The sequence below is a fragment of the Streptomyces koelreuteriae genome, from assembly GCF_018604545.1.
Lineage (GTDB): Bacteria > Actinomycetota > Actinomycetes > Streptomycetales > Streptomycetaceae > Streptomyces > Streptomyces koelreuteriae.
The window spans coordinates 8,460,635-8,486,252 of sequence record NZ_CP075896.1 but is presented as its reverse complement, the minus strand read 5'-3'; the positions used below and the strand labels follow the sequence as shown (position 1 = coordinate 8,486,252).

Here is a 25,618-nt window from a genome sequence, read left to right as displayed (position 1 = left end):
CCAGATACGAACAGAGAGCGATTACTTTCGGAACGAAGTGGCGCTCCACCGTGCGAGATCGGTCGATGACGGTGTGTACTGTGCTGCGGGTAGCTCGCCAGAGCGCCTCGGACTCCCCCTGCCCGCCTCCCCCCTGCCCGCCTCTCCCTGGAATCTCTTCGATGATCGAACTACCGGACCTGGCCGTCGGTGGTCTCGCCCTCGGCACACTGTCCGCGTTCGCCCTCGGCGGCGGGCTGCTGCGCTCCCGGCGGCAACTGACCGCCCAGCGCGCGAAGACGGCCGCGCTGCGGGCGCAACTCGACGGCACCTCACGGGCGTTCACGGCCGAGGTCGAGCATCTGGCGGCGCGGCGCCTGCCCTCCGCCGCCCGGCAGGTCGCGCATCCCCACATCGCCGTGCCCGGCCCGCTGAGCCCGCAGCTCGCCGGTTCGCCCCTGGGATTCGCGCTGGAGCAGGTGCTGAAGGGGCTGCACGCCGAACTCGCCGCGCAGCGCACCCGGATCGACGCCGCCGCGCAGGCCGGGATGCGCGGGGCGACCCGGGAGATCCAGGCGGCGCTGTACCGGCTGCAGGACGCCCTGCGCGGTCTGCAGCAGCGCTACGACGACCCCGAGCTGGCGCAGACCCTGTTCGAGCTGGACCACGAGAACGAGCAGTCGCTGCGCCGCGCGCAGATCGCCGCGGTGGTGTGCGGGGCCTGGGTGGGGCTCGCCCGGGAGGAGTCGCACCTCGTGGACGCGGTGACGGGTGGTCAGGCCCGGCTCGCGGGCTACCAGCGCGTCCGGATCCACAACCACCTGGAGGCCGGCACCGCCCTGGTGTCCCACGCCGTCGAGCCGGTCGCCATCATCGTCGCCGAGCTGCTCGACAACGCGCTGCGGCACTCCGCGCCCGACACCGGCATCGTGGTCAATCTGGAGGCCGTCCACCACGGTGTCTGCGTCACCGTGGACGACGCCGGGCTGGGCATGACGCAGGACGAACGGGCCCGGGCCCAGCGGATGGTGGGCGGTCGTGAACCGATCCTGCTCACCGAGCTCGGCGACCCGCCGCGCATGGGACTCGCCGCGATCGGCCAGCTGACCCGGCAGTTCGATCTGAGCGTGGACCTGTCGTCCCCGTCGCCGTACGGCGGTGTGCGGGCGGTGCTGCGGGTGGACCGTCATCTGCTGACGCGGATCGACCCCGAGGAACTGCCCCCGGCGGCGAGCGCCCCGCGCTCCACCCGCAAGGAGGCCGTGCGGGACACGGCGGGCGGCTCCGCCTCGCCCCGCGGCGCGAAGCCGGGCGCGCCCGCGCCCGCCAGGTCCCGCGGAACCGAGTCCGCTCCGGCCTACGCATCCGAGGGGCCTGACCCGTCCGCTGGGTCCCGTGGGGCCGAACCCGCCCCGGCCTCCGCACCCGACCGGCCCCACGCGTCCGCCGGGCCTCACCAGGCAGACGTGCCCTCCGGGTCCGACGAGTCCGAGCCGGCCACCGGGCCCCGGACCCCCGACCCGAACGCCGGGTCCCGGACGCCCGAGCCGGCCACCGAACCCGAGAGGCCCGCGCAGGCCCCCACCGCCTCGGACCACGAGCACGGCTACGGCACGGACCAGGACGACCGAGCCGCCTCCCCCGCCCCGGGCCACCACACGCCCGGTGACAGCGGCGGCCTCCCGCAGCGCCGGCGCCGCCGGGCCACACCCGCGTCGGAGACCCAGGTCCCCTCCCCCGCTCCCGCGCCCCGGCGTCGGCCCCGGCGCCCCGAGGAGTCCGCCGCCGCCCTCGGCGCGCTCCAGTCCGGCACGGCGGCCGGACGTTCCGCCGCCGCCCGGCCGAACACCGGGGCCTTCCCAGCCGTACCTGAGGGTGCCCCGGCCGTGACCACGGCCGAGACGGCATCCGACGACACCGACCACGACCGGAACGACGACGAAGGGGGAACGGCTCGATGACCAGCCGCGCAGCGGGGGACACGGCATGGGTGCTCGAACCGGTCCTGGAGGTGCCGCACGTCGTGGCCGCCGTCCTGCTCACCAAGGACGGACTCGTGACGGGCTACACCGACGCGCTGTCGCAGCCGTCCGCCGAGCGGGTCGCCGCCATCACCAGCACCGTGCAGGGCGCCTGCCGTACCGCGGCGGCGGCGTTCGCCGACACCGACCGGGCCGAGATCCGGCAGGTCGTCATCGAGTCGGACCACGGCTATGTGCTCATCGTGCCGACCGACCACGGCACCTGCGTGGCGGCGTACGGCGATCCCGAGGTGCGTCTCGATCTGCTCGCGCACCGGGTCCACTCGCAGGTCGCCCGGCTGGGTGAGAAGGCGATGGCCGCCGGGCCCCGAGGCGGCGACGGCGGCACGTCGGCATGACCGGCCGCAGAGGCGGCCGTCCCCTGGTTCCCGCGTACCTGTCGACCGGCGGGGTGGCGCGGCCCAGCCGTGCCCATCTGGAGCGGCTGTCCGTGCTCACGCGCAGCGGTGAGCCGGCTCCCCCCGATCTGCCCGCCGCCCAGGCGGCCCTGCTGGAAGAGCTGGAGTACGGGTCGCTGACGGTCGTGGAGGCCGCCGCCCTGCTGCGGCTGCCGGTCTCCGCCGTGCTGGTGCTGGCCGCCGGACTCGTCGACCGCGACCTGGCCCTGGCCCGCGCGCCCATCCCGCCCGCCCGACGCTTCGACCCCGACCTGCTGAAGAGAGTGGCCGATGGCCTCCGCGACCTCAAGCACCGTTGACGCCCAGCCCGGCGACACGGACATCCACCTTCCCGACACCGCGCGCGACCTGGTGAAGATCCTGGTCACCGGGCCCTTCGGGGTAGGCAAGACCACCCTGATCGGCTCCGTCTCCGAGATCCGCCCGCTGCACACGGAGGAGCGGCTCACCGAGGCGTCCGCGCCGGTGGACGATCTCGCCGGAGTGCGGGACAAGTCGACCACCACGGTCGCCATCGACTTCGGCCGGATCAGCCTGCCGGGCGGGATCGTGCTGTACCTGTTCGGCACACCCGGCCAGGAGCGGTTCCGGCCGCTGTGGGACGACATCGCCTACGGGGCGCTCGGCGCGCTCGTCCTGGTCGACGCCCGCCGGATCGACGCCTCGTTCGACGTGCTGGGGCTGGTGGAGGAGACCGGGCTGCCGTACGCGGTCGCCTTCAACACCTTCCCGGACGCGCCCCGCCACCACACGGCCGAGCAGTTGCGCGCCGCCCTGGACCTGGAGCCGACGACCCCGATGGTGACCTGCGACGCGCGGGAGGCGGACTCCTCCATCGACTCCCTGCTCGCCCTGGTCCAGCACCTGATCGACCACCGACCCGCGGAGCACCGGTGACACATCCGTCCCCCGCCGAGCAGGCCTTCTCCCTCGCGTCGCCCGTACGCCTGTGGGAGGACGGCTTCGCCCGCGACCCCGCCCCCTACTACGCGGCACTGCGCGCCCACGGCCCGGTCGGCTGGGCGGAACTCGCGCCCGGTGTGGCGGCGTACGTCGTCACGGACCGGCGGGCGGCGCTGGATCTGCTGCACGACACGGAGACGTTCTCCCACGACCCCCGGCCGTGGGAGGCGACCGTCCCCGACGACTCGCCGGTGCTCGGGATGATGCGGTGGCGGCCCAACACCCTGTTCGCCGACGGCGCCGCCCACCTCCGCTATCGCACCGCGCTGATCGACGCCTTCGACCTGGTGGAGCCGCACGATCTGCGGGCCCGGATCCACCGGGCGGTGCATCTGCTGGTGAGCCGGTTCGGGCCGCGGGGCGAGGCCGACCTGGTCGGCGAGTTCACCAGGCCGCTGATGGCGCTGGTGTTCAACAGCCTGTTCGGGCTGCCGGACAGCGCGAGCGACCGGCTCGACTCCGCGCTCGGCAAGCTGATCGAGGGCGGCGCGCAGGCGGCCGAGGGCGAGGCCGAGTTCGGCGGGTACGTGCTGGAGCTGATCGCCGCCAAGACCGAGCGGCGCGGCGACGACCTGCCGAGCTGGCTGCTGGACCATCCGGCGGGGCTGACGCCCGAGGAGGTCACCTGGCAGGTGTTCCTCACGCTCGGCGCGGGGCACGAGCCGACGGCCAACCTGGTGTCCAACGCGCTGTCCAGGATCCTCGGCAACCCGGCCTACTACTCGACGCTCACCAGCGGCGCCCGTCCCGTGACGGACGCGGTGCTGGAGGTGCTGCACCACGAGACGCCGCTCGCCAACTACGGCATCCACTACGCCCGTACGCCGGTCACCTTCCACGGCGTGTGGATCAGGGCGGCGGTGCCGGTGGTGATCTCGTACGGGGCGCTGGCCCAGGCCGCCGAGCAGGAGCGCGGCGCTGACCGTCACCCGGGGGACGCCTCCCATCTGTCCTGGTCGGCGGGCCCGCACGCCTGCCCCGTGAAGCAGCACACCCTGCTCATCGCCACCGAGGCGATCGAACGGCTCACCCAGTGGCTGCCCGACCTCGAACCCGTGCTGCCCCGTGAACGCCTCACCTGGCGTCCCGGTCCCTTCCACCGCTCGCTCACGGAACTGCCCGTCCGTTTCAGCCCCCGCTCCCCCGACCGTCCAGGAGGACGACCGTGACCGTGACCGACCGCATCGCCCTCGACCCGTTCGGCGCCGACATAGCGGGCGAGAGCGCCCGGCTGCGCTCCCTCGGCCCGATCGTGCCCGTGGAGCTGCCCGGCGGTATCCCCGCCTGGGCTCCCACGCGCTACGACACGCTGAAGGAGCTCATCCTCGATCCGCGGGTGAGCAGGGACCCGCGGCTGCACTGGCGGCTGTGGCCCGAGGTCGGCGAGCACCCGTCCTGGGGCTGGATCCTGGGCTGGGTGGGCGTGGTCAACATGCTCTCCACGTACGGCACGGACCACACGCGGCTGCGCAAACTGGTGGCGCCCAGCTTCACGCACCGGCGCACCGAGGCGATGCGGCCCCGGGTGGAGGCGATCACGGCGGAGCTGCTGGACACGCTCGACGCCCACGGCGACGAGGTCGTGGACCTCCGGGAGGGGTTCGCCCATCCGCTGCCGATGCGGCTGATCTGCGAACTGTTCGGTGTGCCGGACGAGTTGTGGGAGGACACCGCCCGGTTGATCGCGGCCATCATGGACACCTCCGACCCGAGCCCGGAGCACGCGGCGTCCGTCCAGCGGCAGATCGGTACGGTGCTGCCCGCGCTGATCGCGCACAAGGCGGCGCACCCCGGCGACGACATGACCACGGAGCTGATCCGGGTCCGGGACGAGGACGGCGACCGGCTGAGCGACGAGGAGCTGCTGTACACGCTGCTGCTGGTCATCGGGGCCGGCTTCGAGACCACCGTCAATCTGATCGGCAACGCGGTCGTGGCCCTGCTCCGGCGACCCGAGCAGCTGGCCGCGGTGCGGTCCGGGGAGATCGGCTGGGACGCCGTCGTCGACGAGACGCTGCGCGCCCATCCGTCGATCGCCTCGCTGCCGCTCCGGTTCGCCGTCAGCGACCTCACCGTCGGCGACGTCACCGTCCCGGCCGGCGACGCCATCATCACGACGTACGCCGCCGCGGGACTCGACCCCGAGCACTACGGCGCGGACGCGGACCTCTTCGACGCCACACGCGCCGCCGACGACCATCTGGCGTTCGGGATCGGGGTCCACCGGTGCATCGGCGCACCCCTGGCCCGTCTGGAGGCGCTCACCGCGCTGCCCGCCCTGTTCGACCGCTTCCCCGACCTGAGCCTGGCCACCGGTGACGAGGGCCTGCGGCAGGTGCCGTCCTTCATCGCCTTCGGCTGGCAGGAGATCCCGGTGCGGCTGCGGGGCTGAGGCGGCCGACGGACAGCTCGCGGGAGCGCGACCGGTCCCCCGTTCCGGTCGTGCCCCCGCGGTGCGTTGAACTTACGTCCATGGCGGAGGCCTTGTGAACCGCGTCGATGCCCGTTGCGCGCTCAACAAGGCTCACCCGTGCACAGCTGAGTCCGGTTGACCCGGTTTCGTCCCGCCCGCATCCGGCCAACCGGTTGCCCCTGAGGCAAAGAGGTCAGTCGCGGCGGTGGAAAACCGGCAGGTCGAGGTCGCCTACGGCCAGGTGCGCGAGCACCACCTCGTACAGGTCGGTGCCTGCGGCCAGCAGCTGGCGTTCCAGGACGGGTTCGGCGCTGCGGACGTGCTCGCGCACGGTCTGCGCGTGCACGCCCAGGGTCTGCGCGGCCCGTTCGGCGTTGCCGCCGGCGGCGATCCAGGTGCGCAGGGTCCGGCGGGGGTTCCTGGCGTCCGCGTCCAGCCGGCCCAGCAGGTCCTGCGCCCAGGAGCGCACGGCGGGCCCGGACAGCAGGTCGCAGAAGCGGAGTCCGGGGTTGCCGGTGTCGCTCGCCAGCTGCGCGTCGGGCAGCCCGATCTGGGTGTTGAGCGCCAGGTGGACGACGGCCCGGACGGTGAGGTCGGCGAAGTCCGTGCCGAGCAGGCCTTCGACGCGTTCCATGCGGGCGCGCACGGTGTTGCGGCTGACGCCGAGGACCTTGGCGGCGTTGACGGCGGTGAACTCCAGGCCGAGCCGGCTGGTGGCGAGCAGTTCGGCGCGGGTGTGGTGCGGCAGCGTGTCGAGCGGGCGCAGCACGCGGGACGTCCAGTCGCGCAGCGCCACCGGGTCCATCAACCGTTCCGGGTGGGTGCGCTCGGCGTACACGGCCGTCTTGTCGGGCCGGAAGTGGGCGACGGCGAGGGCGCTGACGGCCTGTCCGTAGGCGGTGGCGGTCCGGGCCAGGCTCTGCCGGACGCTGCCTCCGAGGAAGAGGTCCGGGTGGCGTCCCACCAGTGACCGCAGCGCCTCGCGCGTGGCGTCCCGGGGGCTGACGACGATCACGTGCCCGTCCATGGCCGGGCAGCGCACGACCAGGGCCTCCTCCCCGGTGCTGTCCAGGCACTCCTCGGCGACGCGGTCGCGTACGGCGGGGCCGGACTCGACCACGTACACGCAGGCCGTTTCGGCGTCGAGCAGTCCGGGCCAGAGCCCGGCGGCGACGCGGCGGGCGGCGACGGTGTCCTCGACCATGAGCAGTTGCAGGATGGCCAGGCGCAGGTCGGAGGTGGCCCGCCGGAGCCGGTGCCCCGCCGCGGTCGATTCGCGCGCCGTCAGCAGGAGCTCGATCACCTGGGCGGTGTGGGTGACCACGTCGGAGGCCCGCCGGTCGAAGGGGGTCACCCGGGAGACGGCCAGGACGCACGCGTGGGAGGGGTGTTCCACCCGGACCAGGCGCAGGTAGCGCTCCCGGCTCTCCCAGGCGGCCGAGGCGATCCGGCCCGCGGTGATGTCCGTGACGAGGTCCTCGTCCAGCGGCAGCCGGTTCCCGGCGATGAGATTGCCGGCGGCGTCCTGCAGGGCCACCGATCCGCGCACGGCGCCGGAGAGCCAGGCGACGACTCTGCGGACGTCGCGTCCCGCCGGGCGCAGATGCTCGAGCAGTTCCTCCGCCCACGCCGGACCCGCGCCGGCCGGCGTCTCCTGCTGCCGGTTCCCGTCCTCTCGGCCAGCCACCTGGGCCTTCCCCTCGCTCCTCGCACCGCCTCCGGCGCACCGGTCGGGGACGTTACCTCAGGCGGTGTCACCCACTCATCCCGGGCCGAATCCCCACCCCGCGCCACCTGCCCGCGCGGGGGCATAAGCTCGGCAGATGGCGAAGTACTACGACGTGCACCCCGACAACCCCCAGCCGCGCACCATCGGCCAGATCGCCGACAGCATCCGCGCGGACGCTCTTGTCGCCTACCCCACGGACTCCTGTTACGCACTGGGCTGCCGCCTGGGCAGCCGTGACGGCATCGACCGGATCCGATCGATCCGCAAGCTGGACGACCGGCACCACTTCACCCTCGTGTGCCAGGACTTCGCGCAGCTCGGCCAGTTCGTACGGGTCGACAAGGACGTGTTCCGCGCGATCAAGGCGTCGACGCCCGGCAGTTACACGTTCATCCTGCCGGCGACGAAGGAGGTGCCGCGCATGCTGCAGCACCCCAAGAAGAAGACGGTCGGCGTCCGGATCCCGGACCATGTCGTCACCCAGGCCCTGCTCGCCGAGCTCGGTGAGCCGCTGCTGTCCAGCACGCTGCTGCTGCCCGGCGAGGAGGAGCCGATGACGCAGGGCTGGGAGATCAAGGACGAGCTCGACCACGTCCTGGACGGGGTGGTGGACTCCGGCGACTGCGGCACCGAGCCGACGACGGTCATCGACTTCTCCGGCGGGGAGGCGGAGATCGTACGGCACGGCGCGGGCGACACCTCGCGGTTCGAGTAAACGGCACACCAAGGGCCGTTCACGGTTCAACCGTGTGCGGGGGGTGGGCGAAATGCCCCGGGAAAGCGCGTGTCACGATGCCCGTGATCCGCCCGGTCACACGGACGGGTCCCGGGCCGGGATCCCGCGGGTCCGACACCTCGCGGGTCCGCGGCCCCGCAGCTCCGACACCCCCGCAGAGAGGCAGCCCAGCCATGACCGCCGTACAGGGAACCGCTGTCGACATCCCCACCGGGGACGGCACCGCGGACGCGTATCTGGCCCGTCCCGACGACGGGGCCGCCCATCCGGCGGTCCTGCTCTACATGGACGCCTTCGGCCTGCGTCCGCGGCTGCGGTCCATGGCCGACCGGCTGGCCGGTGAGGGCTACACGGTGCTGGTGCCGAACGTGTTCCACCGGCACGGCCGCGCTCCGCTGTTCGATCTTCCCGAGTTCATCGACCCGGGGGCGCGTCCGGAGATATTCGAGCGCATCATGCCGGTCATGCGGACCCTGACGCCGGACGTCGCGATGCGGGACGCCGCCGCCTATCTGGGCTGGCTGGCCGAGTCTCCCGCGGTGGCCGACGGCCCGGTCGCGCTGACCGGCTACTGCATGGGCGCCCGGCTCTCGCTGCTCACCGCCGGCACCTACCCGGAGCGGGTCGCGGCCGCGGCCGGCTTCCACGGCGGTCGGCTGGCGACGGACACGCCGGACAGCCCGCACCTGGTGGCGGGCGCGATCACCGCCGAGCTGTACTTCGGCCACGCCGACGAGGACCCCTCGCTGCCGCCGGAGCAGATCGATCGCCTGGAGGAGGCCCTGACGGCCGCGGGCGTGCGCCACCGCTGCGAGGTGTACGCGGGCGCGCCCCACGGTTTCACGCAGTCCGACACGGCGTCATACCACCAGGAGGGCGACGAGCGGCATTGGGCGGCACTGCTCGACCTCCTGAAGCGCACATTCTGACCGAAGTCGACTGCCGATGAACGGAAGTTGTTGATCTACCGACGGTAAGGGCTTGCTTTCACGTGTCCACTGCACGTAGACCTTGCCTCCACACCAGCCAAGACTCTGGGGGGAGTTGGCTCATGGACGGCACGGTCGACGGGTTCCGCTACGGTGCGGTGACCCCGGTTGCGGCCTATCTGATGGCTTGTCTGGGAGGGGCACTTGGGCTGCGGTGCATCGTGCGCTCGCTGCTCGACACGCGATCCTGGAAGCCCGGCTGGCTGGCGTTAGGCGCCGCCTCCATCGGGTGCGGCATCTGGACGATGCACTTCATCGCCATGATCGGCTTCCACGTGAAGGAGACCCGGATCCGCTACGACGCGGCCACGACGGTGCTCAGTCTCGTCGTGGCCGTCGTCGTGGTCGGCATCGGCGTGTTCATCGTCGGCTACCGCGGCACGGGCCGCACGGTCCTGGCGGTCGCGGGGACCGTCACGGGCCTGGGCGTCGCGACGATGCACTACCTGGGCATGGCGGCGATGCGGCTGAACGGCGACGTCGGTTACGACCCGCTCGGTGTCGCGCTGTCCGTGCTGATCGCCATCGCGGCCGCGACCGCCGCGCTGTGGTCGGCCGTCACGATCCGCAGCCTGCTGATGAGTCTCGGGGCGAGCCTGGTGATGGGGGTGGCGGTGTCCGGGATGCACTACACGGGCATGGCCGCCGTCAGCGTCCATGTGCACGACACGCCAGGCGGGACGTGGGCCGGTGACTCGCCCATGTCGTTGCTGCTGCCGATGCTGCTGGGGCCGGTCGTCTTCCTGCTGCTGGCCGGGGTGGTGGTGATGTTCGATCCGATGCTGGTGCAGGGCGAACGGCCTCCCGTAGCGCACCAGGACGCGTCCGCGAAGGGCTCGGCCGCCAACTCCGACGCGTCGCACCGCGGTTCGCGGCGCGGACCGGCGTGGCCCACCCGAAAGCGCTGACGAACCCGCCTCGGACGGCTTCTGGATCGATTGTTACGGTGCATCGGTGTCTGACTCCTCACGCGATACCGCCGAAGGCGCAGGCTGGAACAGCACCGAACGCGGCGCGTACCAGCAGTTGATGCCGCAGCGGGTCGAGAAGATCTCCTGGCTGAACCCGAAGACGCTGTGGGCCGCCCGCAACGGCGTGCTGGCCTCCTGGTTCGGCGACCCCACCGGGCGAATACGCGGCCGGTGGGTGGCGCAGCGCGAGGCCGGCGGCGCACCGGCCGACAAGGTGATCCGGCGTGAGGAGCCGGACCGTTTCTCCTTCCTGGTCATCGGCGACACCGGCGAGGGCGACGACCCCCAGTACGCCGTCGTGCCGGGCTTTCTGAAGACCGGTCAGGACACCAGCTTCGCGGTACTGGCCAGCGACGTGATCTACCCGGTGGGCAGCGCGGACGACTACGACACCAAGTTCTTCCGCCCGTACCAGGACTACCAGGCGCCGATCTACGCGATACCCGGCAACCACGACTGGTACGAGGACCTCGGCGGCTTCATGCGCGTCTTCTGCGACGACGCCCCGCCGCTGCCGCCCGAGCCCCGGCCGCGTCCCCTCAGCCGGGCCTGGCTGCGGTCCCTGCTGTGGCACAAGGCGCGTCCGGACGACGGGCAACACCTGGCCGAGGCCCGCAAGTTGCGCTCCTCCCCCGCCCAGCACGCCGTCCAGCCGGGCCCGTACTGGGCGATCGACGCCGGTCCGGTGCGGATCATCGGCATCGACACGGGTCTGCTGGGCACCCTCGACGCCGAGCAGGGCGCCTGGCTGCGCGAGGTCTCCCAGGGGCCACGCCCGAAGATCCTGGTCACCGGCTCGCCCCTGTACGTGGACGGCAGGCACGAGCCGTGCGCCATCGAAGGGGGCGGCACGGTCGACGACATCGTCCGCGACCCCGCGCACCACTATGTGGCGGCGATCGGCGGCGACATCCACAACTACCAGCGCTATCCCGTCCGGCTGGACGACGGACGCACCCTGCAGTACGTGGTCGCGGGCGGCGGCGGGGCGTTCATGCACGCCACCCACACCATCCCGCGCGTCTCCGTCGCGGACGTCACCGAGCAGGACTTCCGCTGCTATCCGCTGCGCGGCGACTCCCTCGCCTTCTACAGCCGGCTCTACGGCCACCGGCTGCGCATGCGCCGCTTCTTCACCCTCACCGAGGCCGAGGCGACGGCCGTGATCGCCGAGCGCCTCGGTATCCAGCCCGCCCGCTCGCCGGCCGCTTCGACCCGTGTCACCCGGCGCGTCCGTCTGGTCGCCGGGCTGCTCGGCACCGGGCGCCGGCCCGACAAGGCCAAGCGGTTCCGGCTGCCCGTGCGGAAGATCTACACGTCGCTGTTCTCGCCGAGTTCGGCGACCTACAGCCCGCCGTTCTTCAAGTGCTTCCTGCGTCTGGACGTCTCCCCGGACTCGGTCCGCCTGCGCTGCTACGCCGCCACCGGTGACCGCGCCCAGGAGATCTCCCCGCCGGTCGAGGACGAGGTGACGATCCCGCTGAGCTGACCCGGGGCGGCGGGAACAGGGCGGGCCATCGCGGGGTTGACACAGCCATACCCCTTGAACATTCAATGACGGAGGGTCCGTGCCACCGACCTCACGACCGCTGCGCAAGCTGGGTTTCCTGACCATCGGACTGTTCGACGAGGCGGATCCACGCCGTGGCCACGAGTCCACGCTGGAGATCATCGAGCTGGGCGAGCGGCTCGGCTTCGACAGTGCGTGGGTACGCCACCGCCACCTCCAGTACGGCATCTCCTCGCCCGTAGCGGTCCTGGCCGCGGCCTCGCAGCGGACCCGCCGCATCGAACTCGGCACGGCGGTCACCCCGCTGGGCTGGGAGAACCCGCTGCGGCTGGCCGAGGATCTGGCCACCGTCGACCTGCTGTCCGGCGGCCGGCTCAACCCGGGCGTCAGTGTGGGCCCGCCGATGCACTTCGACCAGGTCAAGGGCGCGCTCTACCCGGACACGGCCGAAGCGGAGGACTTTGGACACGGGCGGGTGGAGCGGCTGCTGGACTTCGTGCGGGGCAAGCCGGCGACGGACTTCGGCGGGCGGGAAGGCTTCGAGGTCTTCTCGCAGCAGGTGCAGCCGCACTCCCCCGGCCTGGGCCACCGCCTGTGGTACGGCGCCGGCAGCCTGCACTCGGCCCGCTGGGCGGGCGAGCACGGCATGAACCTCCTCACCAGCAGCGTCGTCAAGGCCGAAGCCCCCGAAGGGCCCCACGACTTCGCCCAGATCCAGCTCTCCCACATCCACGCCTTCCGCGCCGCCCACCCCGACGGCGACGCCGCCCGGGTCTCGCAGGGCCTGGTCGTCATCCCGACGGACTCCGCCTCCCCCGACCAGCGCGCCCGCTACGAGAAGTACGCCGCCGAGCGCACCCCTCGCACGACCGAACCCCAGGGCCCGGCCCGACTCCTGTTCGCACCGGACCTGGTGGGCACCTCGACCGAGATCGCCGAGCGACTCCACGCCCACGCCGCGTTCCGAGAGGTCGACGAGGTCGCGTTCGCCCTGCCGTTCACGTTCGAGCACGAGGACTATCTCCAGATCCTCACGGACATGGCGACGAGGCTCGGACCGGCGCTGGGATGGCGACCGGCCGCTTGACCACTCCGGCGGCGGCCGGGTCGACGTCGGGTCAGCCCGTGCGCAGGCGTGCCGTCTGTTCCGCTCCCACGTCAGTGGTGCGGCGCAAGTACCGCTCGATCACGATGAGTTCGTCGTCAGTGAAGTAGTCCAATGCCTCGTCGAAGGCTTCCCCGGGGGTGCTCCAGGCGGCTTCGATCTCGGGGGTGCGGCCGCTGGTGAGGGAGACCAGCATCTTGCGCCGGTCGTGGGGGTCGGCATGGCGTTCGGCGAGGCCGGCCTTCTGGAGGCGGTCGACGAGGCGGGTGGCCGATCCGGAGGTCAGCCCGGTCAGCTCCGCGATCTCCCCCGTAGTGCGAGGGCCGGGTTCCAGGGCGAGCAGGCTCACGCACTGCAGGTCGGTGGGGTGGAGGCCGAGGTGTTCGGCCATGGCCTGGTTGAACAGCGTGTAGGCGGCGTGGTGACGCCGCGCCGTCGCGGTGACCGCCGCGACCAGCTCCCCGCGGGTTCGGTTTGACACGAATCGTCCTCACGTCTACTTATATCTGCGTCACGCAGATAATGTGTGACGCAGACCCTTTGTAGCACGCCCCGCCCGACTCCGGGAGAACCCATGACCAGCCACACCCCCGCGCAACTGCGCGCCCTCTACGCTCGCTGGAGCGAGCTGTGGCGCGGCGACTTCAGCCACGCCGAGGAGATCCTCGACCCCGGGTTGGTCGTCCACCAGGCCCGCCCCGACGGCAGCGACTCCGAAGCCGTCACCGGCCCCGGGCGCCTGCTGCCCGAGATCGAGCAGACCATGGCCGCCTTCGACGACATCACCATCACCGTCGACATCGGCCCGATCGTCGACGGCGACCTGATCTCCGCCCGCTGGACCCTGCGCGCCACCTACGCCGGCGGCATCCCCCAGGCCACCGCCCCGACCGGCACGAGGATCTCCTTCAGCGGCAACGACATCCTGCGCGTCCGGAACGGCCGGTTCGTCGAGTACTGGACCTGCACCGACATCCTCGACGGTCTGTCCCAACTCGGCGCGATCTCCGGCCCCAACGGCCCCGCCCGGCACTGAACCGCCGCCCGCCCGCGACAGCTCACCGATCACCGGGTCACCACCGCCCGGGCGCCGTCCCGGTGATCGGCTCCGACAGCTTCCCGTCCACCCCGACGGGCACGTCGCCCGCGAGCATCACCCGGTGCATGATCCGCGGGTGGTCGAGGTGGGTGGTGTCGCCGGGGGCGAGATGCATCGTGGCGCGGTTGTCCCAGAACGCCACGCTGCCCGGCTCCCAGCGGAAGCGGACCGTGTACTCGGGCCGGACCGCCTGCTCCAGCAGCAGGTCCAGGATCGCGCTGCTCTCGGGGCGGGAGAGGCCGGCGATCTGCTCGATGTAGTAGCCGTTGACGTAGAGGATCCGCTCCCCCGTCTCCGGGTGGACGCGCACCAGGGGGTGCAGTGAGGCGACCTGACGGTCCAGCAGGTGGCGGACGTAGGCGTCGTCGCCGGGCCGGGGCTGGTAGCCGACGCCGAGGCGGTGCTCGGCCCGCAGCGTGTCGGCGAACTCCCGCAGCGGCGCGGAGAGTCCGGCGTACGCCGCCGCCAGGTTCGACCAGGTGGTGTCGCCGCCGTAGGGCGGTACGGTCTCCGCGCGCAGGATCGTCGCGGCCGGCGGGTCGATACGGGCGCCGTGGTCGCAGTGCCAGCCGCGCAGCAGGGTGTGGCGGCGGCGCCGCAGCCACTCGTCGTGCTCCATGCCGAACCTCCCGCCCAGTTCGAGCCGGTCGGCGGTCGTCTCGATCTCGGGGAAGTCCGGCGGCGAGGCCTTGCCGCGCCGGGGCAGCACCACGGTCTCGCCGAACCGGCGCGCGAAGGCCACATGCCCGGTGTGGTCCAGCTTCTGTCCCCGGAAGAACACCACCTTCCAGCGCAGCACCGCCGCCCTGATCGCGGCGATCACGGCGTCGTCGAGGTCCGCCGCCAGGTCGACCCCACCGATCTCGGCGCCGATGTGCCCGGCGACCGGCCTCACCTCCACCCCGGCCTCCCGCGCCGCCTCGTCCGTGATCGGGCTGTCCGTCGTCATGAGTGCTCCGCTGGTCGTGGGCGTGTGTCTGCCGTCCCGAAGATCGTGACAGTGATCTCCGTCCCGGGCGACACCGCACCGCACCGCTCACACCTCGAACTCCCGGATCGTGGTGTTCCGGAACACCGCCCTGCCGTCGATGGTGAACAGCGCGAGCCCGTTGTCGACCAGGTAGGGGAACGCCGCCGTCGAGTGCACGTACCGGCCGTCGTCCAGGAACAGTTCCACCGAGGTGCGGTCGACCAGGGCGCGGAGTGTCACCGTGCGCCGGGCCGGGTCGAAGGGGCTGTGGCTCTCCTGCCATCGGCCCGACATGTCCGGGGACACGGTGGGGCGGCGGTTGAGGTAGGCGTAGTCGCGGTGGACTCCGGCGTCGATGTGCCGGGCGCCGTCCGGGGAGCGCCGCAGTTGCATTCCCGCGCCCGTGACCTGGTCCCAGGTGATCTCGCAGGTCAGTTCGTAGGCGGTGCCCCGGTAGTCGAGGACTCGGGTGCCCTCGACCGCCAGGTCGCCGAGCCGTACCGTGCGCGAGACGTACCGGTCGAGCGCGGCGACCGGCCGGGACACCAGGTGGTAGGTGCCGTCGGCCGCGCGTTTCAGCGTGATCTCGCGGACGATCGAGTCGGTGCCGTTGAAGCCGTCGCTGTCGATGGTGGGCGTGATCTGGGCGTAGTCCCAGTTGTTCAGCCAGCCGATGGCGTAGCGGGTCTCCTCGTCGAGCGTGCCGTCGGTGCCGCGTTTGTCGAAGGTGACGGCCCCGTACCAGTCCCAGCCCCGGTCGAGCCACTGCGGTTCGGTGGCGTCGGCGGTGAAGGCGCTCCCGTCGAAGGAGCCCGTCCAGTACGCGTACGTGTTCGGCAGCCCGGCGGCCTTGCCGTTGGCGCTCACGCCGAGCACCCATTTCGCCGTGCCGTCCCCGGCGCGGATCCGGAACAGGTCCGGGCACTCCAGCACGCCGATGCCGCCTTTGACGAAACCGCTGACGTACGTCCAGGACTTGAGGTCGGCGGAGTGGTAGAAGCCCACCTTGTCGTTCTCGGCGAGGGTCATCACCCAGCGGTCCCGCTCCTCGTCGCGGATCACCTTGGGGTCGCGGAAGTCGCGCACTCCGGGGTTGGGCAGCACCGGGTCGGTGCCGTGGGGGGTGAAGGAGCGGCCGCCGTCAGTGGAGTAGTACAGGTACTGCGCCTGGTCGTTCGGGCCGTCGTGCGGCGACATCGTGGCCAGGACGACGACCGCGCCCGCCCCGAAGCCCGCCGTGTCGTCCGTGTCGATCACCGCCGAGCCCGACCAGACGTCGCCGCCCGGGGTGGTGTCCTTGGGTACGGCGATCCCCCGGTCCGTGAAGGAGACCAGGTCGGTGCTGGTGGCCAGGCGCCAGGCGGTGCCGACCTCGCCGGAGAGGTAGTCGGCGTTGTGGAGGTAGTAGTAGTGGTACGCGCCGTCGATCCAGATCGGGCGCTGCGGGTCGTTCTTCCACTGTTCGGGGACGGTGAAGTGGTAGGCGGCGCGGTAGCTCGCGGCTGCCCTCCCGGGTCCGGCCGCAGCCGGGCCCGCCGCTGCGGGCAGTAACGCGCCGGCCGTGCCCACGGCCGTACCGGCGAACAGCGCTCTCCTGCTGATCCCGCTCATGACACTCGTTCCTCTCGTCGGAAACGGCGGCTCATGGGACCAGGACTCTCGGACCTAACTCGTTAAAGGTCAAGCGGTCGCACGCCTTGACAGGTCCCTGCGGCACTCACATCATCTGGGCATCACTCCTCGTCTAACACGAGTTAGGCCCAACGATGACCGACTCACACCTCACCCGCCGCGCCCTCATGCGGTACGGCGCCTACGGCGCGGGGGCCGCCGCCCTGGCCGGCACCGCAGCGAGCTGGGACCGGCTCACCGGAGCCGACATCCCCGGCCGGGACGACGGCTCCCTGGTCGTCGCCACGCTGGGCCCCGCCTACGGGCCCGAGGCCATCCGCACGCTCCAGGACGGCTTCCGCGAGCTGCACCCCGACATCAAGCTCCGCGTCAACGCGGTGCAGGCCGTCGACTGGTCGGACTTCTTCGCGAAGATCCTCACCCAGGTCGCGGCGGGCACCGCCCCCGACCTCGTCTACGTCGCCACCGAGGGCGTGCAGCTCTTCGCACAGCGGCTCGGCGTGGCCCTGGACAAGTGGGTGCGGCGGGACGCGGCCGAGCTGAAGGAGTACTTCGCCGACGTCCACCCCTCGCTGGTGGAGTCGATGATGTACGAGGGCAGCCTCTACCAGCTCCCGGTGGAGTTCAACGCCGCCGACATGTACTTCAACCGGCAGGTGCTGCGCCGGGCGGGCGCGGACTTCCCGCCGGCCGACTGGACGCGCGACGACTTCACCACGCTGCTGCGGGACATGAAGAAGTCCAGCGGCTCCCGCTTCACGCCGTACTTCTGGACCAACCGGCTCTGGGGCGGCGTGGTGCCCTGGCTGTTCGCGAACGACACCAATCTGCTCGCCGAGTCCAAGGCGCCCGGCGGGCGGTGGCTGTGGGACGGCTTCTATCCGGCGGCTCAGCGCAAAGGGCGTGGGGGCGGCTTCCGATGGACCACGCCGCAGGCCACCCACGACCGGGTGGAGGAGGTCTACGACTATCTCGCCTCCCTCATCCAGGACGGCCTGTGCACCCGCCCCGAGGGCGGCAACGGCCAGAACCTCATCGGCGTGTTCTCCACCGGCCGGGTCGGTGTCACCCCGGCGGGCGGCTTCTGGGCGGGCGGGCTGTCCCTGGCCGGTATGGAGCCGGACGGCTTCGACGTGCAGTACTTCCCGCGCTGGCGCACCCAGCGCATGCAGTACGGCGCGGCGGGCTACGCGCTGCTGCGCACCTCGAAGATGCAGGACGAGGCATGGGAGTTCATCAAGTACGCGGCCCGCAAGGACACCCTGGAGCGGCTGTTCACGACGAACCAGACGACCCCGGCCCGCCGCTCCCTGCTGACCGCCGACCGCTACGAGAAGACGGGTCCGGCGCACTGGCCGGTCTTCTACGACACCCTCGACCGATTCCCCGACACCGGGCCCATTCCGGCGCCGCCGCAGGTCGCGGAGGTCGAGCAGGTGCTGCTGAAGCACACCGGTACGGCCCTGGCCTCCCCGCGCTCGGTGCGTCCCGCGCTGCGCCGGATGCAGGGCGATCTGGAGAAGGCCATGGAGCGTGACGCATGACGAACACCCAGACACCACCCGCCCGGGCCGCCCGCCCCGAGGCCGCGCCGGCCCCGACGCGCAAGCGTCCCCCGGCCCGCGACCGGGGCAGCCGGCTGCTGGCGACCCTGTTCCTGGCCCCGACGATCGTCGGCATCGTCGTGTTCACGGTCGTCCCCATCGTCGGCTCGGTGGTGCTGAGCCTCTTCCACTGGAACGTGATCGACTCGCCGGGTTACGCCGGACTCTCCAACTACGGGGAGGTGTTCGGCGACTCGACCGTCCTGGTGTCCTTCCGCAACACGCTGGTGTTCATGGTGTTCGCGGTGGCGCTGCAACTGCTGATCGCGCTGGCGCTGGCCCTGACCATCAACGGCCGGATGCCGGTGTGGCTGCGGTCGGTGTTCCGCTCGGCGTTCTTCTTCCCGCTCGTGCTGTCCGCCGCGTCGATCTCGGTGGTGATGAAGTACCTGTTCAACCAGGACTTCGGGGTGGTCAACTGGCTGCTCGGCTTCGTCGGGATCGCGCCGGTGCCGTGGCTGACGTCGGAGAACGCGGCGATGGCGACCGTGGTCCTGGTCTATGTCTGGCAGCAGTTCGGCTTCTCGTTCCTGCTGTTCATCGGCGGCCTGAACAACATCCCGAAGGAGATCCACGAGGCCGCCGCCCTGGACGGCGCGACCGGCCTGCGCAAGCACCTCACCGTCACCCTGCCGCTGCTGTCACCGACGCTGCTGGTCGCCTCGGTCGTCGGCATCATCAACGCGCTGCAGGTCTTCGAGCAGCCGTACGTCCTCACCAACGGCGGTCCCGGCGACTCCACCCGCACGGTCGTGATGGTGATCTACGAGACGGCGTTCGAGCAGTTGCGCTTCGGTGAGGCGTCCGCGGTGGGTGTGCTGCTGTTCGCGCTGATCATGGCCGTCACGGCACTCCAGTTCCGGCTCAGCCGGCGTTTCGTCCACTACCAGTGAGCCGGGTGAGTCCCATGAGTCAAGCAACCCTGTCCTCCGGTCGTGTGCGGTACCGGCTCGCGCCCTGGGCGCGGATCGCCGGGCTGGCCGTATGCGCCCTGCTCACCCTCGGCCCGGTGGTGTGGACGGTCTCCACCTCGCTGCGGACGCCCGCCGAGGCGTTCGATCTGCCGCCGCAGCTCGTCCCGTCGAACCCGTCCACCGAGGCGTATCGCGGGGTGTTCGACCAGATCGACGTCTGGCTGCTGGCGCTGAACTCCACGCTGGTCACCGGGCTGATCGCGGTCGGCCAGATGATCACGGCGGGCCTCGCCGGATACGCCTTCGCACGGCTGGAGTTCCGCTTCAAGAAGCCGCTGTTCGGCCTGGTCCTGGCGACGATGATGGTGCCGCTGCAGGTCACCATCGTGCCGGTGTTCCTGGTGCTGAAGTCGATGAGCCTGACCGACACCCTGCTGGGACTGATCATCCCGGCGTTTCCGACCGCGTTCGGCACGTTCCTGATGCGCCAGTACTTCCTGGGCATGCCCAAGGACCTGGGCGAGGCGGCGATGCTGGACGGCGCCGGGCCCTGGCGGACCTTCCGCTCCGTGTACGCCCCGCTGGCGGCGCCCGGCCTCGCGATCGTCGGCGTACTGGCCTTCAACTACCACTGGAACGAGTTCTTCCGGCCGCTGATCCTCGAGACGTCGGGCCAGAACTACACGCTGCCGCTGGGTCTGGTCTCCCTCCAGGGCAACCTCGGCACCGGCTCGATCTCCGTCGTGCTCGCCGGTGTCGTGCTCTCCATGCTTCCCGCCGTCGCCGTGTTCGTCGTCGGCCAGCGCCCTCTGCGCGAGGGCATCACGTCCGCAGGAGTCAACCGTTGAGCCTCACCGCTCCCCCGCAGGACCCGCACGCCCCGCGCTACCGGGTCCGCCCGCCCGCCAACTGGATGAACGACCCGAACGGGCCCTTCCGCTGGCGTGGCCGCCACCACCTCTTCTACCAGCACAACCCGGACGCCCCGGTGCACGCGAACGTCCACTGGGGGCACGCCTCCAGCCCTGATCTCGTCCGCTGGGAGCATCACCCGGTCGCGCTCGCCCCGACGCCGGGCGGGCCGGACGAGGCGGGCTGCTGGTCGGGGTGCCTGGTCGATGACGACGGTGTGCCGACTGCCGTCTACACCGGGGTCGACCGGGACCACACCGGCCTCGGCACGATCTGCCTGGCCCGGGCGGCGGACCCGGACGACGAGACGCTGGCCGAGTGGGTTCCCCTGCCCACGCCGGTGGTGAAGGGCCCGCCCTCGGGGCTGGACGTGGCGATGTTCCGCGACCCGTTCGTCTTCCGGCACGACGGGCGGCGTCTGGCGCTGGTCGGTGCGGGGCACGCCGACGGTACGCCGTCGGTCCTGCTGTACGACTGCGACGACCTGACCGACTGGCGGTTCGCCGGTGTGCTCCTCGACGGCCGGGACCCGGTCGCCCGGGCGGCGTTCGGCGACCGGGCGACCGGCTGGGAGTGCCCGCAGCTCTACGCGACGCGGAGCGGCGAGTGGGTACTGGTCGTGTCGCTGTGGGACGGCCACCCCTGGACCACCGGCTACCTGACGGGCCGTCTGGACGGGGACCTGCGCTTCACCGCGCGGACGGGCGGCCGGCTCGACCACGGCCGTGACTTCTACGCGCCCGCCGTGCTCCAGGAGCCGGACCGGGCCCTGATGTGGGGCTGGTCGTGGGAGGCCCGCGAGCAGGGCGAGCACGACTGGGCGGGAGTCCTGACCGCTCCCCGTGTCGTCGACGTCCACCCGGACGGGGCGCTGCGGGTGGCCCCGGCCCCGGAGCTGCACCGGCTGCACGCCGAGGAACCGTTCGTCACCACCCCGGGCCGGACCGCGCTGCCGGCGGCCTACGACCTGACCGTCAGCGCCCGCGACCGCACCACGGTGGGTCTGCTGAGGTCGGCCTCGGGCGCCGAGCTGACGGTCCGTCTGGACCCGGCCGAGGGCACGGTCACGCTCGACCGGAGCGACTGGCCCCGCAAGGAAACGGCGGAACCGGTCGTCGTCCGTGTACCGCCGACCGAGGAGCTCACGGTGCGCGTCCTCGTCGACGGCTCGCTGTACGAACTGTTCGTCGGCGACCGGGCCACGGTCACCGAGCGTGTCTACCAACGCCCCGGCGACACACGGGAGTTGAGTGTGACACCCGGCGCGGCCGTCACCGGATGGGCGCTGGTCCCACCGACGCGCGGCTGATCACCGGGCAGGCCAGGCGCCGCACGGTGGCGGGCGGTGTCCGTCCGGTGCCGATGGCCTCGAGGAGGAGGCCCGCCGCGGCCTCCCCCATCGCCCGGTGGGGCAGCGCGACGGTGGTGAGGGGCGGTGCGAGGTGGGCGGCCATGTGCTCCTGGTCGTCGTAGCCCACCACCGAAAGCTCGCCGGGTACGGAGAGCCCGAGCCGGGTCGCGGCGTGCAGGACGCCCGCCGCGACCCGGTCGTTGTAGCTGAAGACGCCGGTGGGCCGCTGGTCGGCCGGGGCACCGTCGAGGAGGCGGACGGTGCCCTCGTACCCGCTGGAGATCTCCCCTCCGGTCCGTACGACCCAGTCCTTGGGCACGGTGACGCCCTCGGCGCGCAGCGCGTCGCGGAAGCCGCGCAGCCGTTCCACCGAGGCAATGTCGTTCTGCCCGCCGACGAGCGCGACCCGCCGGTGTCCCTGTTCCAGCAGCAGCCGGGCCGCCGTCCGGCCTCCCGCACGCTCGGCGGGGATCACGGCGGGCAGCGAGCCGTCCTCGGGCAGGCAGTTGGCCAGCACGGAGTGGGTGCGGTGCAGTCCCTCGGGCACACGGACGCGGCGCAGGGACATCGCCGCGTAGATGATGCCGTCGACGCGCCGGTCGAGGAGTTCGGCGACCGCCGCGTCCTCCTTGGCCGGATCGCCGCCGGAGTCGACGGTGAGGACCAGGTGCTCCCCGGCCCAGGCGGTGTCCATGGCGCCGCGCAGCAGCCGCCCGGCGAACGGCGAGGAGGCGATCTCGTCGGTGACGAGGCCGATCACGGCCGTACGGCTGCGGCGCAGGCCGCGGGCGACGGGGTCGGGCCGGTAGCCGAGCCGGGTCGCGGCCTGCCGAATGCGTTCCTGGGTGGCGGGCGAGAGGTTGCCGTCGGCCCGGCCGTTGAACACGAAGGACACCGCGGTGTGCGACACACCGGCGAGCCGGGCCACGTCCCGCGAGGTGGGACGCCCCGATCCCGTCCCCGGCTTCTTCTCGGCGCTGCCCATGCCGTCCGCCGTCCTCATCCGCCGCCCGTCCGGTTGATCATCGCCCACCCTATCCGTGACGCTGGAAGGACGACACGGTCAACAGTCAACGGGAAGGTCCCACGGTGATCAGCATCCCGACGCACACACTCAACGACGGTACGGCGCTCCCCGCCCTGGGCCTCGGCACCTGGCCGCTGGGCGACGACGAGGCGCAGCAGGCGGTGCTCTCGGCCCTGGAGGCGGGCTACCGCCTGATCGACACGGCGACGAACTACCGCAACGAGACGGGGGTGGGCCGTGGTGTGGCCTCCGGCGTGGTGCCGCGCGAGGAGATCGTCGTGACGACGAAGCTCCCCGGACGGCACCACGGCTACGAGGAGACCCTCGCCTCGTTCGAGGAGTCCCGGGCCCGCCTGGGCCTGGAGTATGTCGACCTGTACCTGATCCACTGGCCGCTGCCGCGCGTGGACCGGTACGTCGACTCCTGGAAGGCCATGATCAAGCTGCGCGAGGAGGGGCTCGTCCGCTCGATCGGGGTCTCCAACTTCACGGCCGGGCACATCGAGCGGCTGGAGAAGGAGACCGGTGTCCTGCCCTCGGTGAACCAGATCGAGCTGCACCCCTTCCTGCCGCAGGAAGAGCTGCGCGCCTTCCACGCGGGCAAGAACATCGTCACCGAGAGCTGGAGTCCGCTGGGCCGGGGCACGCCCCTGCTGGACGACCCGGCCGTGGCACGGATCGCCGAGGCGCACGGGGTGTCGGCCGGGCAGGTGGTCCTGCGCTGGCACACGCAGCTGGGCGCAGTGCCGATCCCGAAGTCGGCGAACCCTGAGCGGCAGCGCGCGAACCTCGACGTCTTCGGCTTCGAGCTGAGCGAGGACGAGCTGGCTGCCGTCGCCGACCGGGCGCACCGGCGGGTGGGCGGGGACCCCGAGGTGCACGAGGAGTTCTGACGGGCACGCGGGCCGGACGGGCCGACGGCCGTGGTCAGAACAGTGGTGTGAGTGACTGCTCGCACCAGATGGTCTTGCCCCTGGTGGTCTGCCGGCTGCCCCAGCGCTGGGTGAGCTGGGCGACCAGCAGCAGTCCGCGCCCGCCCTCGTCGTCCTGGTGGGCGCGCCGCAGGTGCGGGGAGGTCGAACTGCCGTCGGACACCTCGCAGATGAGGGTCTGGTCGCGGATCAGTCGGAGCTGGATGGGCGGAGCGCCGTACCGGATGGCGTTGGTGACCAGTTCGCTGACGACCAGTTCGGTGACGAAGGCCGTCTCGTCCAGCCCCCACGCGGTGAGCTGGTCGGTGGCGGCCTGCCGGGTGATCGCCACCTGCGCGGGGTCCGGTGTGACGTCCCAGGTGGCGACCTGGTCCGCGCCCAGCGCCCGGGTGCGGGCCAGCAGCAGCGCCACGTCGTCGCTGGGCTCCTCGGGCAGTACGGCCTTCAGCACGGTGTCGCAGAGGGCGTCGAGCGAGTCGGCGGGCACGGTCAGGGCGCGGCACAGCTCGTCGGTGGCGTGGTCGACGTCGCGGTCGCGGTCCTCGATGAGTCCGTCGGTGTAGAGGGCGACGACGGATCCCTCGGGCAGTTGGAGCTCCGTCGCCTCGAACGGCAGCCCTCCGACGCCCAGCGGGGGCCCCGCGCTCATGGGGATCAGCCGGGCGGATCCGTCGGGCAGCACCAGGGCGGGGGCGGGGTGCCCGGCGGCGGCCAGGTTCAGCCGGCGTGTGACGGGGTCGTAGACGGCGTAGAGGCAGGTCGCGCCGAGTTCCGCGACCTCGTCGCCCTCGTCGTCCGAGGCGAGATGGGTGACGAGGTCGTCCAGGTGGGTGAGGAGTTCGTCGGGCGGCAGGTCGACGTCGGCGAGGGTGCGTACGGCCGTGACCAGCCGGCCCATGGTCGCCGAGGAGGGGATGCCGTGGCCCACGACGTCCCCGACGACCAGCGCGACCCGGCTGCCGGAGAGCGGGATGACGTCGAACCAGTCGCCGCCGATGCCGGCCGCGGAGCCGGAGGGCAGATAGCGGTGGGCGACCTGGACGGCGGCCTGGCCGGGCAGCCCTCTCGGCAGCAGGCTGTGCTGGAGGGCCAGCGCGGTGGTGCGTTCCCGGGCGAAGCGCCGGGCGTTGTCGACGCAGACCGCGGCCCGGCTGGCGAGTTCCTCGGCGAAGACGGCGTCGTCGGCGGCGTAGTCGTCGGGCTGCGTGATGCGCACGGCCACGGCGACGCCGAGGGTGGTGCCGCGGGCCCGCAGCGGCACGGCCATCATCGAATGGACGCCCTTGCGGTAGGGGCGTCCTTGCGGGGCGCGCGTGTTGCGCTCGGCGACCCACCGCATGAACGACGGCTCCCCCGCCTGGCTGAGGATGGCGCGGCCCTCCCGCATCGCGCGGGCGATGGGCGAGAAGCCGGGGTAGACGTCCACCTCGCCGAGGCGGACGGCGGCCTCCGGGGTGCCTTCGGTGTGGGAGCCGTGGGCGACGCGGCGCAGCACGATCTCCTCGGTGGGCACGGTCGGCGACTCCTCCGCGCCGAGGACCCAGTCGAACAGGTCCACGCTGGCGAAGTCGGCGAACCGGGGCACCACGACCTCGATCAGTTCCTCGGCGGTGCGCACCACGTCCAGGGTGGTGCCGATGGTGGCCGCGGCCTCGTTCAGCAGGGCCAGTCGCTGCCGTGCCCAGTACTGCTCGGTGCTGTCGAAGGCGGCGAGGGCGGTGCCCATGACCTCGCCGGAGTCGTCCCGGACGGGCCACATCTCGATGCTCCAGGCGTGCTCCCGGTTCAGGGACGGCGCGCCTGTGAAGCTCTCGTAGCGCACCGGCCTGCCCGTGTCGGAGACATGCCGCAGATGCCAGTTGAAGCCCTTGCTGTGCTCGGCCTCCTCGACGGTCTCCGGGAAGGGCCGGCCGAGCAGGGTCTCCTCGGGCACGCCCATCACATGGCAGGCCGCTTCGTTGAGCCGCAGATAGCGCTGGCTGGTGTCGAAGACGGACATCGACATGGAGGCCTGCTGGAAGGCCTGCCCGGCCAGGGACGTCTCGGCGCTGCCGGGGGGCTCGGCGGTGACGACGAATCCGCCCGCCTCGCCGTCCGGGCCCGTCACGGCGCATCCCCGGACGCGGAGCCCGACCAGATAGCCCTCGCGGTGGCGCACCATGACGGTGCCGGACAGTGCCGACACCGCCTCGGGCGGCACGTCCTCGGCGAGCAGCTCCCGTACGGCCCGGCCCACGGTCTCCTCGGCGGGATGGCCGGTCAGCCTCCGGGCACCCTCGCTCCACCCCGTCACAATGCCGCGGGCGTCGATGATCGCAGCAGCGGAGGCGTCCTCCATTCGT

General features: G+C 72.0%; 23 protein-coding genes. 17 read left to right on the top strand and 6 right to left on the bottom strand.

What is annotated here, in order from left to right; genetic code table 11:
- The first annotated feature begins 161 nt into the window (after nt 1-161).
- From KJK29_RS38190 to KJK29_RS38165, 6 genes are read left to right on the top strand one after another with little or no spacing between them, the layout of a single operon-like run.
- Nucleotides 162-1,940: an ATP-binding protein gene (locus tag KJK29_RS38190; protein ID WP_215124006.1), complete on the top strand. Its 1,779-nt coding sequence runs from the start codon at nt 162-164 to the stop codon at nt 1,938-1,940.
- The gene (locus tag KJK29_RS38185; RefSeq protein WP_215124005.1) at nt 1,937-2,359 is read left to right on the top strand and encodes a roadblock/LC7 domain-containing protein; all 423 of its coding nucleotides are present in this window, start codon (nt 1,937-1,939) and stop codon (nt 2,357-2,359) included. Before KJK29_RS38190 ends, KJK29_RS38185 begins: the two co-directional genes overlap by 4 nt.
- Nucleotides 2,356-2,718: a DUF742 domain-containing protein gene (locus tag KJK29_RS38180; protein WP_215124004.1), complete on the top strand. Its 363-nt coding sequence runs from the start codon at nt 2,356-2,358 to the stop codon at nt 2,716-2,718. The genes KJK29_RS38185 and KJK29_RS38180 overlap by 4 nt, the downstream gene beginning before the upstream one ends.
- Nucleotides 2,690-3,316 carry a GTP-binding protein gene (locus KJK29_RS38175; protein WP_215124003.1) on the top strand — a complete coding sequence of 209 codons (627 nt, stop codon included), beginning with the start codon at nt 2,690-2,692 and terminating at the stop codon, nt 3,314-3,316. Before KJK29_RS38180 ends, KJK29_RS38175 begins: the two co-directional genes overlap by 29 nt.
- Nucleotides 3,313-4,551: a cytochrome P450 family protein gene (locus KJK29_RS38170; protein ID WP_215124002.1), complete on the top strand. Its 1,239-nt coding sequence runs from the start codon at nt 3,313-3,315 to the stop codon at nt 4,549-4,551. Before KJK29_RS38175 ends, KJK29_RS38170 begins: the two co-directional genes overlap by 4 nt.
- Nucleotides 4,548-5,774 carry a cytochrome P450 family protein gene (locus KJK29_RS38165; RefSeq protein WP_215124001.1) on the top strand — a complete coding sequence of 409 codons (1,227 nt, stop codon included), beginning with the start codon at nt 4,548-4,550 and terminating at the stop codon, nt 5,772-5,774. The genes KJK29_RS38170 and KJK29_RS38165 overlap by 4 nt, the downstream gene beginning before the upstream one ends.
- 214 nt (nt 5,775-5,988) lie before the next feature.
- Here the strand turns inward: KJK29_RS38165 and KJK29_RS38160 are convergent, their stop codons facing one another.
- Complete coding sequence (locus tag KJK29_RS38160; RefSeq protein ID WP_215124000.1) at nt 5,989-7,482, bottom strand: helix-turn-helix domain-containing protein; 1,494 nt, start codon at nt 7,480-7,482, stop codon at nt 5,989-5,991.
- A gap of 136 nt (nt 7,483-7,618) precedes the next feature.
- Between KJK29_RS38160 and KJK29_RS38155 the strand changes: the two genes are divergently transcribed.
- The 5 genes from KJK29_RS38155 (at nt 7,619) to KJK29_RS38135 (ending at nt 12,817) form a co-directional block, all read left to right on the top strand.
- Nucleotides 7,619-8,239, top strand: a complete 621-nt coding sequence (locus KJK29_RS38155) for an L-threonylcarbamoyladenylate synthase (RefSeq protein ID WP_215123999.1) — start codon at nt 7,619-7,621, stop codon at nt 8,237-8,239.
- 194 nt (nt 8,240-8,433) lie between these two features.
- Nucleotides 8,434-9,189 carry a dienelactone hydrolase family protein gene (locus KJK29_RS38150; protein WP_215123998.1) on the top strand — a complete coding sequence of 252 codons (756 nt, stop codon included), beginning with the start codon at nt 8,434-8,436 and terminating at the stop codon, nt 9,187-9,189.
- Between the two features lie 122 nt (nt 9,190-9,311).
- Nucleotides 9,312-10,157, top strand: coding sequence for an MHYT domain-containing protein (locus KJK29_RS38145; RefSeq protein WP_215123997.1), 846 nt, complete (start codon nt 9,312-9,314; stop codon nt 10,155-10,157).
- A gap of 46 nt (nt 10,158-10,203) precedes the next feature.
- Nucleotides 10,204-11,709, top strand: coding sequence for a metallophosphoesterase family protein (locus tag KJK29_RS38140; RefSeq protein ID WP_215123996.1), 1,506 nt, complete (start codon nt 10,204-10,206; stop codon nt 11,707-11,709).
- 79 nt (nt 11,710-11,788) lie between these two features.
- Nucleotides 11,789-12,817 carry an LLM class flavin-dependent oxidoreductase gene (locus tag KJK29_RS38135; protein ID WP_215123995.1) on the top strand — a complete coding sequence of 343 codons (1,029 nt, stop codon included), beginning with the start codon at nt 11,789-11,791 and terminating at the stop codon, nt 12,815-12,817.
- A 31-nt stretch (nt 12,818-12,848) separates the two neighbouring features.
- On the opposite strand, the gene KJK29_RS38130 is transcribed toward KJK29_RS38135, so the two are convergent.
- The gene (locus KJK29_RS38130; protein WP_251058049.1) at nt 12,849-13,316 is read right to left on the bottom strand and encodes a MarR family winged helix-turn-helix transcriptional regulator; all 468 of its coding nucleotides are present in this window, start codon (nt 13,314-13,316) and stop codon (nt 12,849-12,851) included.
- A gap of 93 nt (nt 13,317-13,409) precedes the next feature.
- Here KJK29_RS38130 and KJK29_RS38125 point away from each other — a divergent pair, with 93 nt between their 5' ends.
- Nucleotides 13,410-13,871 carry an ester cyclase gene (locus tag KJK29_RS38125; protein ID WP_215123994.1) on the top strand — a complete coding sequence of 154 codons (462 nt, stop codon included), beginning with the start codon at nt 13,410-13,412 and terminating at the stop codon, nt 13,869-13,871.
- 37 nt (nt 13,872-13,908) lie between these two features.
- On the opposite strand, the gene KJK29_RS38120 is transcribed toward KJK29_RS38125, so the two are convergent.
- Together KJK29_RS38120 and KJK29_RS38115 are read right to left on the bottom strand one after the other, a co-directional pair.
- Nucleotides 13,909-14,883 carry a TauD/TfdA dioxygenase family protein gene (locus KJK29_RS38120; protein ID WP_215123993.1) on the bottom strand — a complete coding sequence of 325 codons (975 nt, stop codon included), beginning with the start codon at nt 14,881-14,883 and terminating at the stop codon, nt 13,909-13,911.
- 87 nt (nt 14,884-14,970) lie between these two features.
- Entirely contained in the window at nt 14,971-16,515 is a 1,545-nt protein-coding gene (locus KJK29_RS38115) for a glycoside hydrolase family 32 protein (protein ID WP_215123992.1), read from the bottom strand.
- A gap of 155 nt (nt 16,516-16,670) precedes the next feature.
- On the opposite strand from KJK29_RS38115, the gene KJK29_RS38110 reads away from it, so the two are divergent.
- From KJK29_RS38110 to KJK29_RS38095, 4 genes are read left to right on the top strand one after another with little or no spacing between them, the layout of a single operon-like run.
- The gene (locus tag KJK29_RS38110) at nt 16,671-18,080 is read left to right on the top strand and encodes an extracellular solute-binding protein (RefSeq protein WP_215123991.1); all 1,410 of its coding nucleotides are present in this window, start codon (nt 16,671-16,673) and stop codon (nt 18,078-18,080) included.
- Nucleotides 18,077-19,033 (top strand): carbohydrate ABC transporter permease, encoded by a 957-nt coding sequence (locus KJK29_RS38105; protein ID WP_215123990.1) that lies wholly within the window; start codon nt 18,077-18,079, stop codon nt 19,031-19,033. Before KJK29_RS38110 ends, KJK29_RS38105 begins: the two co-directional genes overlap by 4 nt.
- Nucleotides 19,034-19,047: 14 nt before the next feature.
- The gene (locus KJK29_RS38100) at nt 19,048-19,902 is read left to right on the top strand and encodes a carbohydrate ABC transporter permease (protein WP_215123989.1); all 855 of its coding nucleotides are present in this window, start codon (nt 19,048-19,050) and stop codon (nt 19,900-19,902) included.
- The gene (locus KJK29_RS38095; protein ID WP_215123988.1) at nt 19,899-21,275 is read left to right on the top strand and encodes a glycoside hydrolase family 32 protein; all 1,377 of its coding nucleotides are present in this window, start codon (nt 19,899-19,901) and stop codon (nt 21,273-21,275) included. The genes KJK29_RS38100 and KJK29_RS38095 overlap by 4 nt, the downstream gene beginning before the upstream one ends.
- On the opposite strand, the gene KJK29_RS38090 is transcribed toward KJK29_RS38095, so the two are convergent.
- Nucleotides 21,238-22,302 carry a LacI family DNA-binding transcriptional regulator gene (locus tag KJK29_RS38090; protein WP_215123987.1) on the bottom strand — a complete coding sequence of 355 codons (1,065 nt, stop codon included), beginning with the start codon at nt 22,300-22,302 and terminating at the stop codon, nt 21,238-21,240. The two genes, KJK29_RS38095 and KJK29_RS38090, sit on opposite strands and share 38 nt — an antisense overlap.
- Nucleotides 22,303-22,406: 104 nt before the next feature.
- Between KJK29_RS38090 and KJK29_RS38085 the strand changes: the two genes are divergently transcribed.
- On the top strand, nt 22,407-23,237 hold the full coding sequence (locus tag KJK29_RS38085) for an aldo/keto reductase (protein WP_215123986.1): 831 nt from the start codon (nt 22,407-22,409) through the stop codon (nt 23,235-23,237).
- 34 nt (nt 23,238-23,271) lie between these two features.
- Here KJK29_RS38085 and KJK29_RS38080 read toward each other — a convergent pair whose 3' ends face one another.
- Entirely contained in the window at nt 23,272-25,614 is a 2,343-nt protein-coding gene (locus KJK29_RS38080) for an ATP-binding SpoIIE family protein phosphatase (protein WP_215123985.1), read from the bottom strand.
- Between the last annotated feature and the right edge of the window lie 4 nt (nt 25,615-25,618).

Bases quoted from the DNA above. Each gene is read 5' to 3' on its own strand.
- KJK29_RS38100 (WP_215123989.1), top strand. From the start codon at position 19,048: ATGAGTCAAGCAACCCTGTCCTCCGGTCGTGTGCGGTACCGGCTCGCG.
- KJK29_RS38080 (WP_215123985.1), bottom strand. From the start codon at position 25,614: ATGGAGGACGCCTCCGCTGCTGCGATCATCGACGCCCGCGGCATTGTG.
- KJK29_RS38115 (WP_215123992.1), bottom strand. From the start codon at position 16,515: ATGAGCGGGATCAGCAGGAGAGCGCTGTTCGCCGGTACGGCCGTGGGC.
- KJK29_RS38090 (WP_215123987.1), bottom strand. From the start codon at position 22,302: ATGGGCAGCGCCGAGAAGAAGCCGGGGACGGGATCGGGGCGTCCCACC.
- KJK29_RS38145 (WP_215123997.1), top strand. From the start codon at position 9,312: ATGGACGGCACGGTCGACGGGTTCCGCTACGGTGCGGTGACCCCGGTT.
- KJK29_RS38185 (WP_215124005.1), top strand. From the start codon at position 1,937: ATGACCAGCCGCGCAGCGGGGGACACGGCATGGGTGCTCGAACCGGTC.
- KJK29_RS38125 (WP_215123994.1), top strand. From the start codon at position 13,410: ATGACCAGCCACACCCCCGCGCAACTGCGCGCCCTCTACGCTCGCTGG.
- KJK29_RS38155 (WP_215123999.1), top strand. From the start codon at position 7,619: ATGGCGAAGTACTACGACGTGCACCCCGACAACCCCCAGCCGCGCACC.
- KJK29_RS38175 (WP_215124003.1), top strand. From the start codon at position 2,690: ATGGCCTCCGCGACCTCAAGCACCGTTGACGCCCAGCCCGGCGACACG.
- KJK29_RS38150 (WP_215123998.1), top strand. From the start codon at position 8,434: ATGACCGCCGTACAGGGAACCGCTGTCGACATCCCCACCGGGGACGGC.
- KJK29_RS38120 (WP_215123993.1), bottom strand. From the start codon at position 14,883: ATGACGACGGACAGCCCGATCACGGACGAGGCGGCGCGGGAGGCCGGG.
- KJK29_RS38105 (WP_215123990.1), top strand. From the start codon at position 18,077: ATGACGAACACCCAGACACCACCCGCCCGGGCCGCCCGCCCCGAGGCC.
- KJK29_RS38180 (WP_215124004.1), top strand. From the start codon at position 2,356: ATGACCGGCCGCAGAGGCGGCCGTCCCCTGGTTCCCGCGTACCTGTCG.
- KJK29_RS38110 (WP_215123991.1), top strand. From the start codon at position 16,671: ATGACCGACTCACACCTCACCCGCCGCGCCCTCATGCGGTACGGCGCC.
- KJK29_RS38190 (WP_215124006.1), top strand. From the start codon at position 162: ATGATCGAACTACCGGACCTGGCCGTCGGTGGTCTCGCCCTCGGCACA.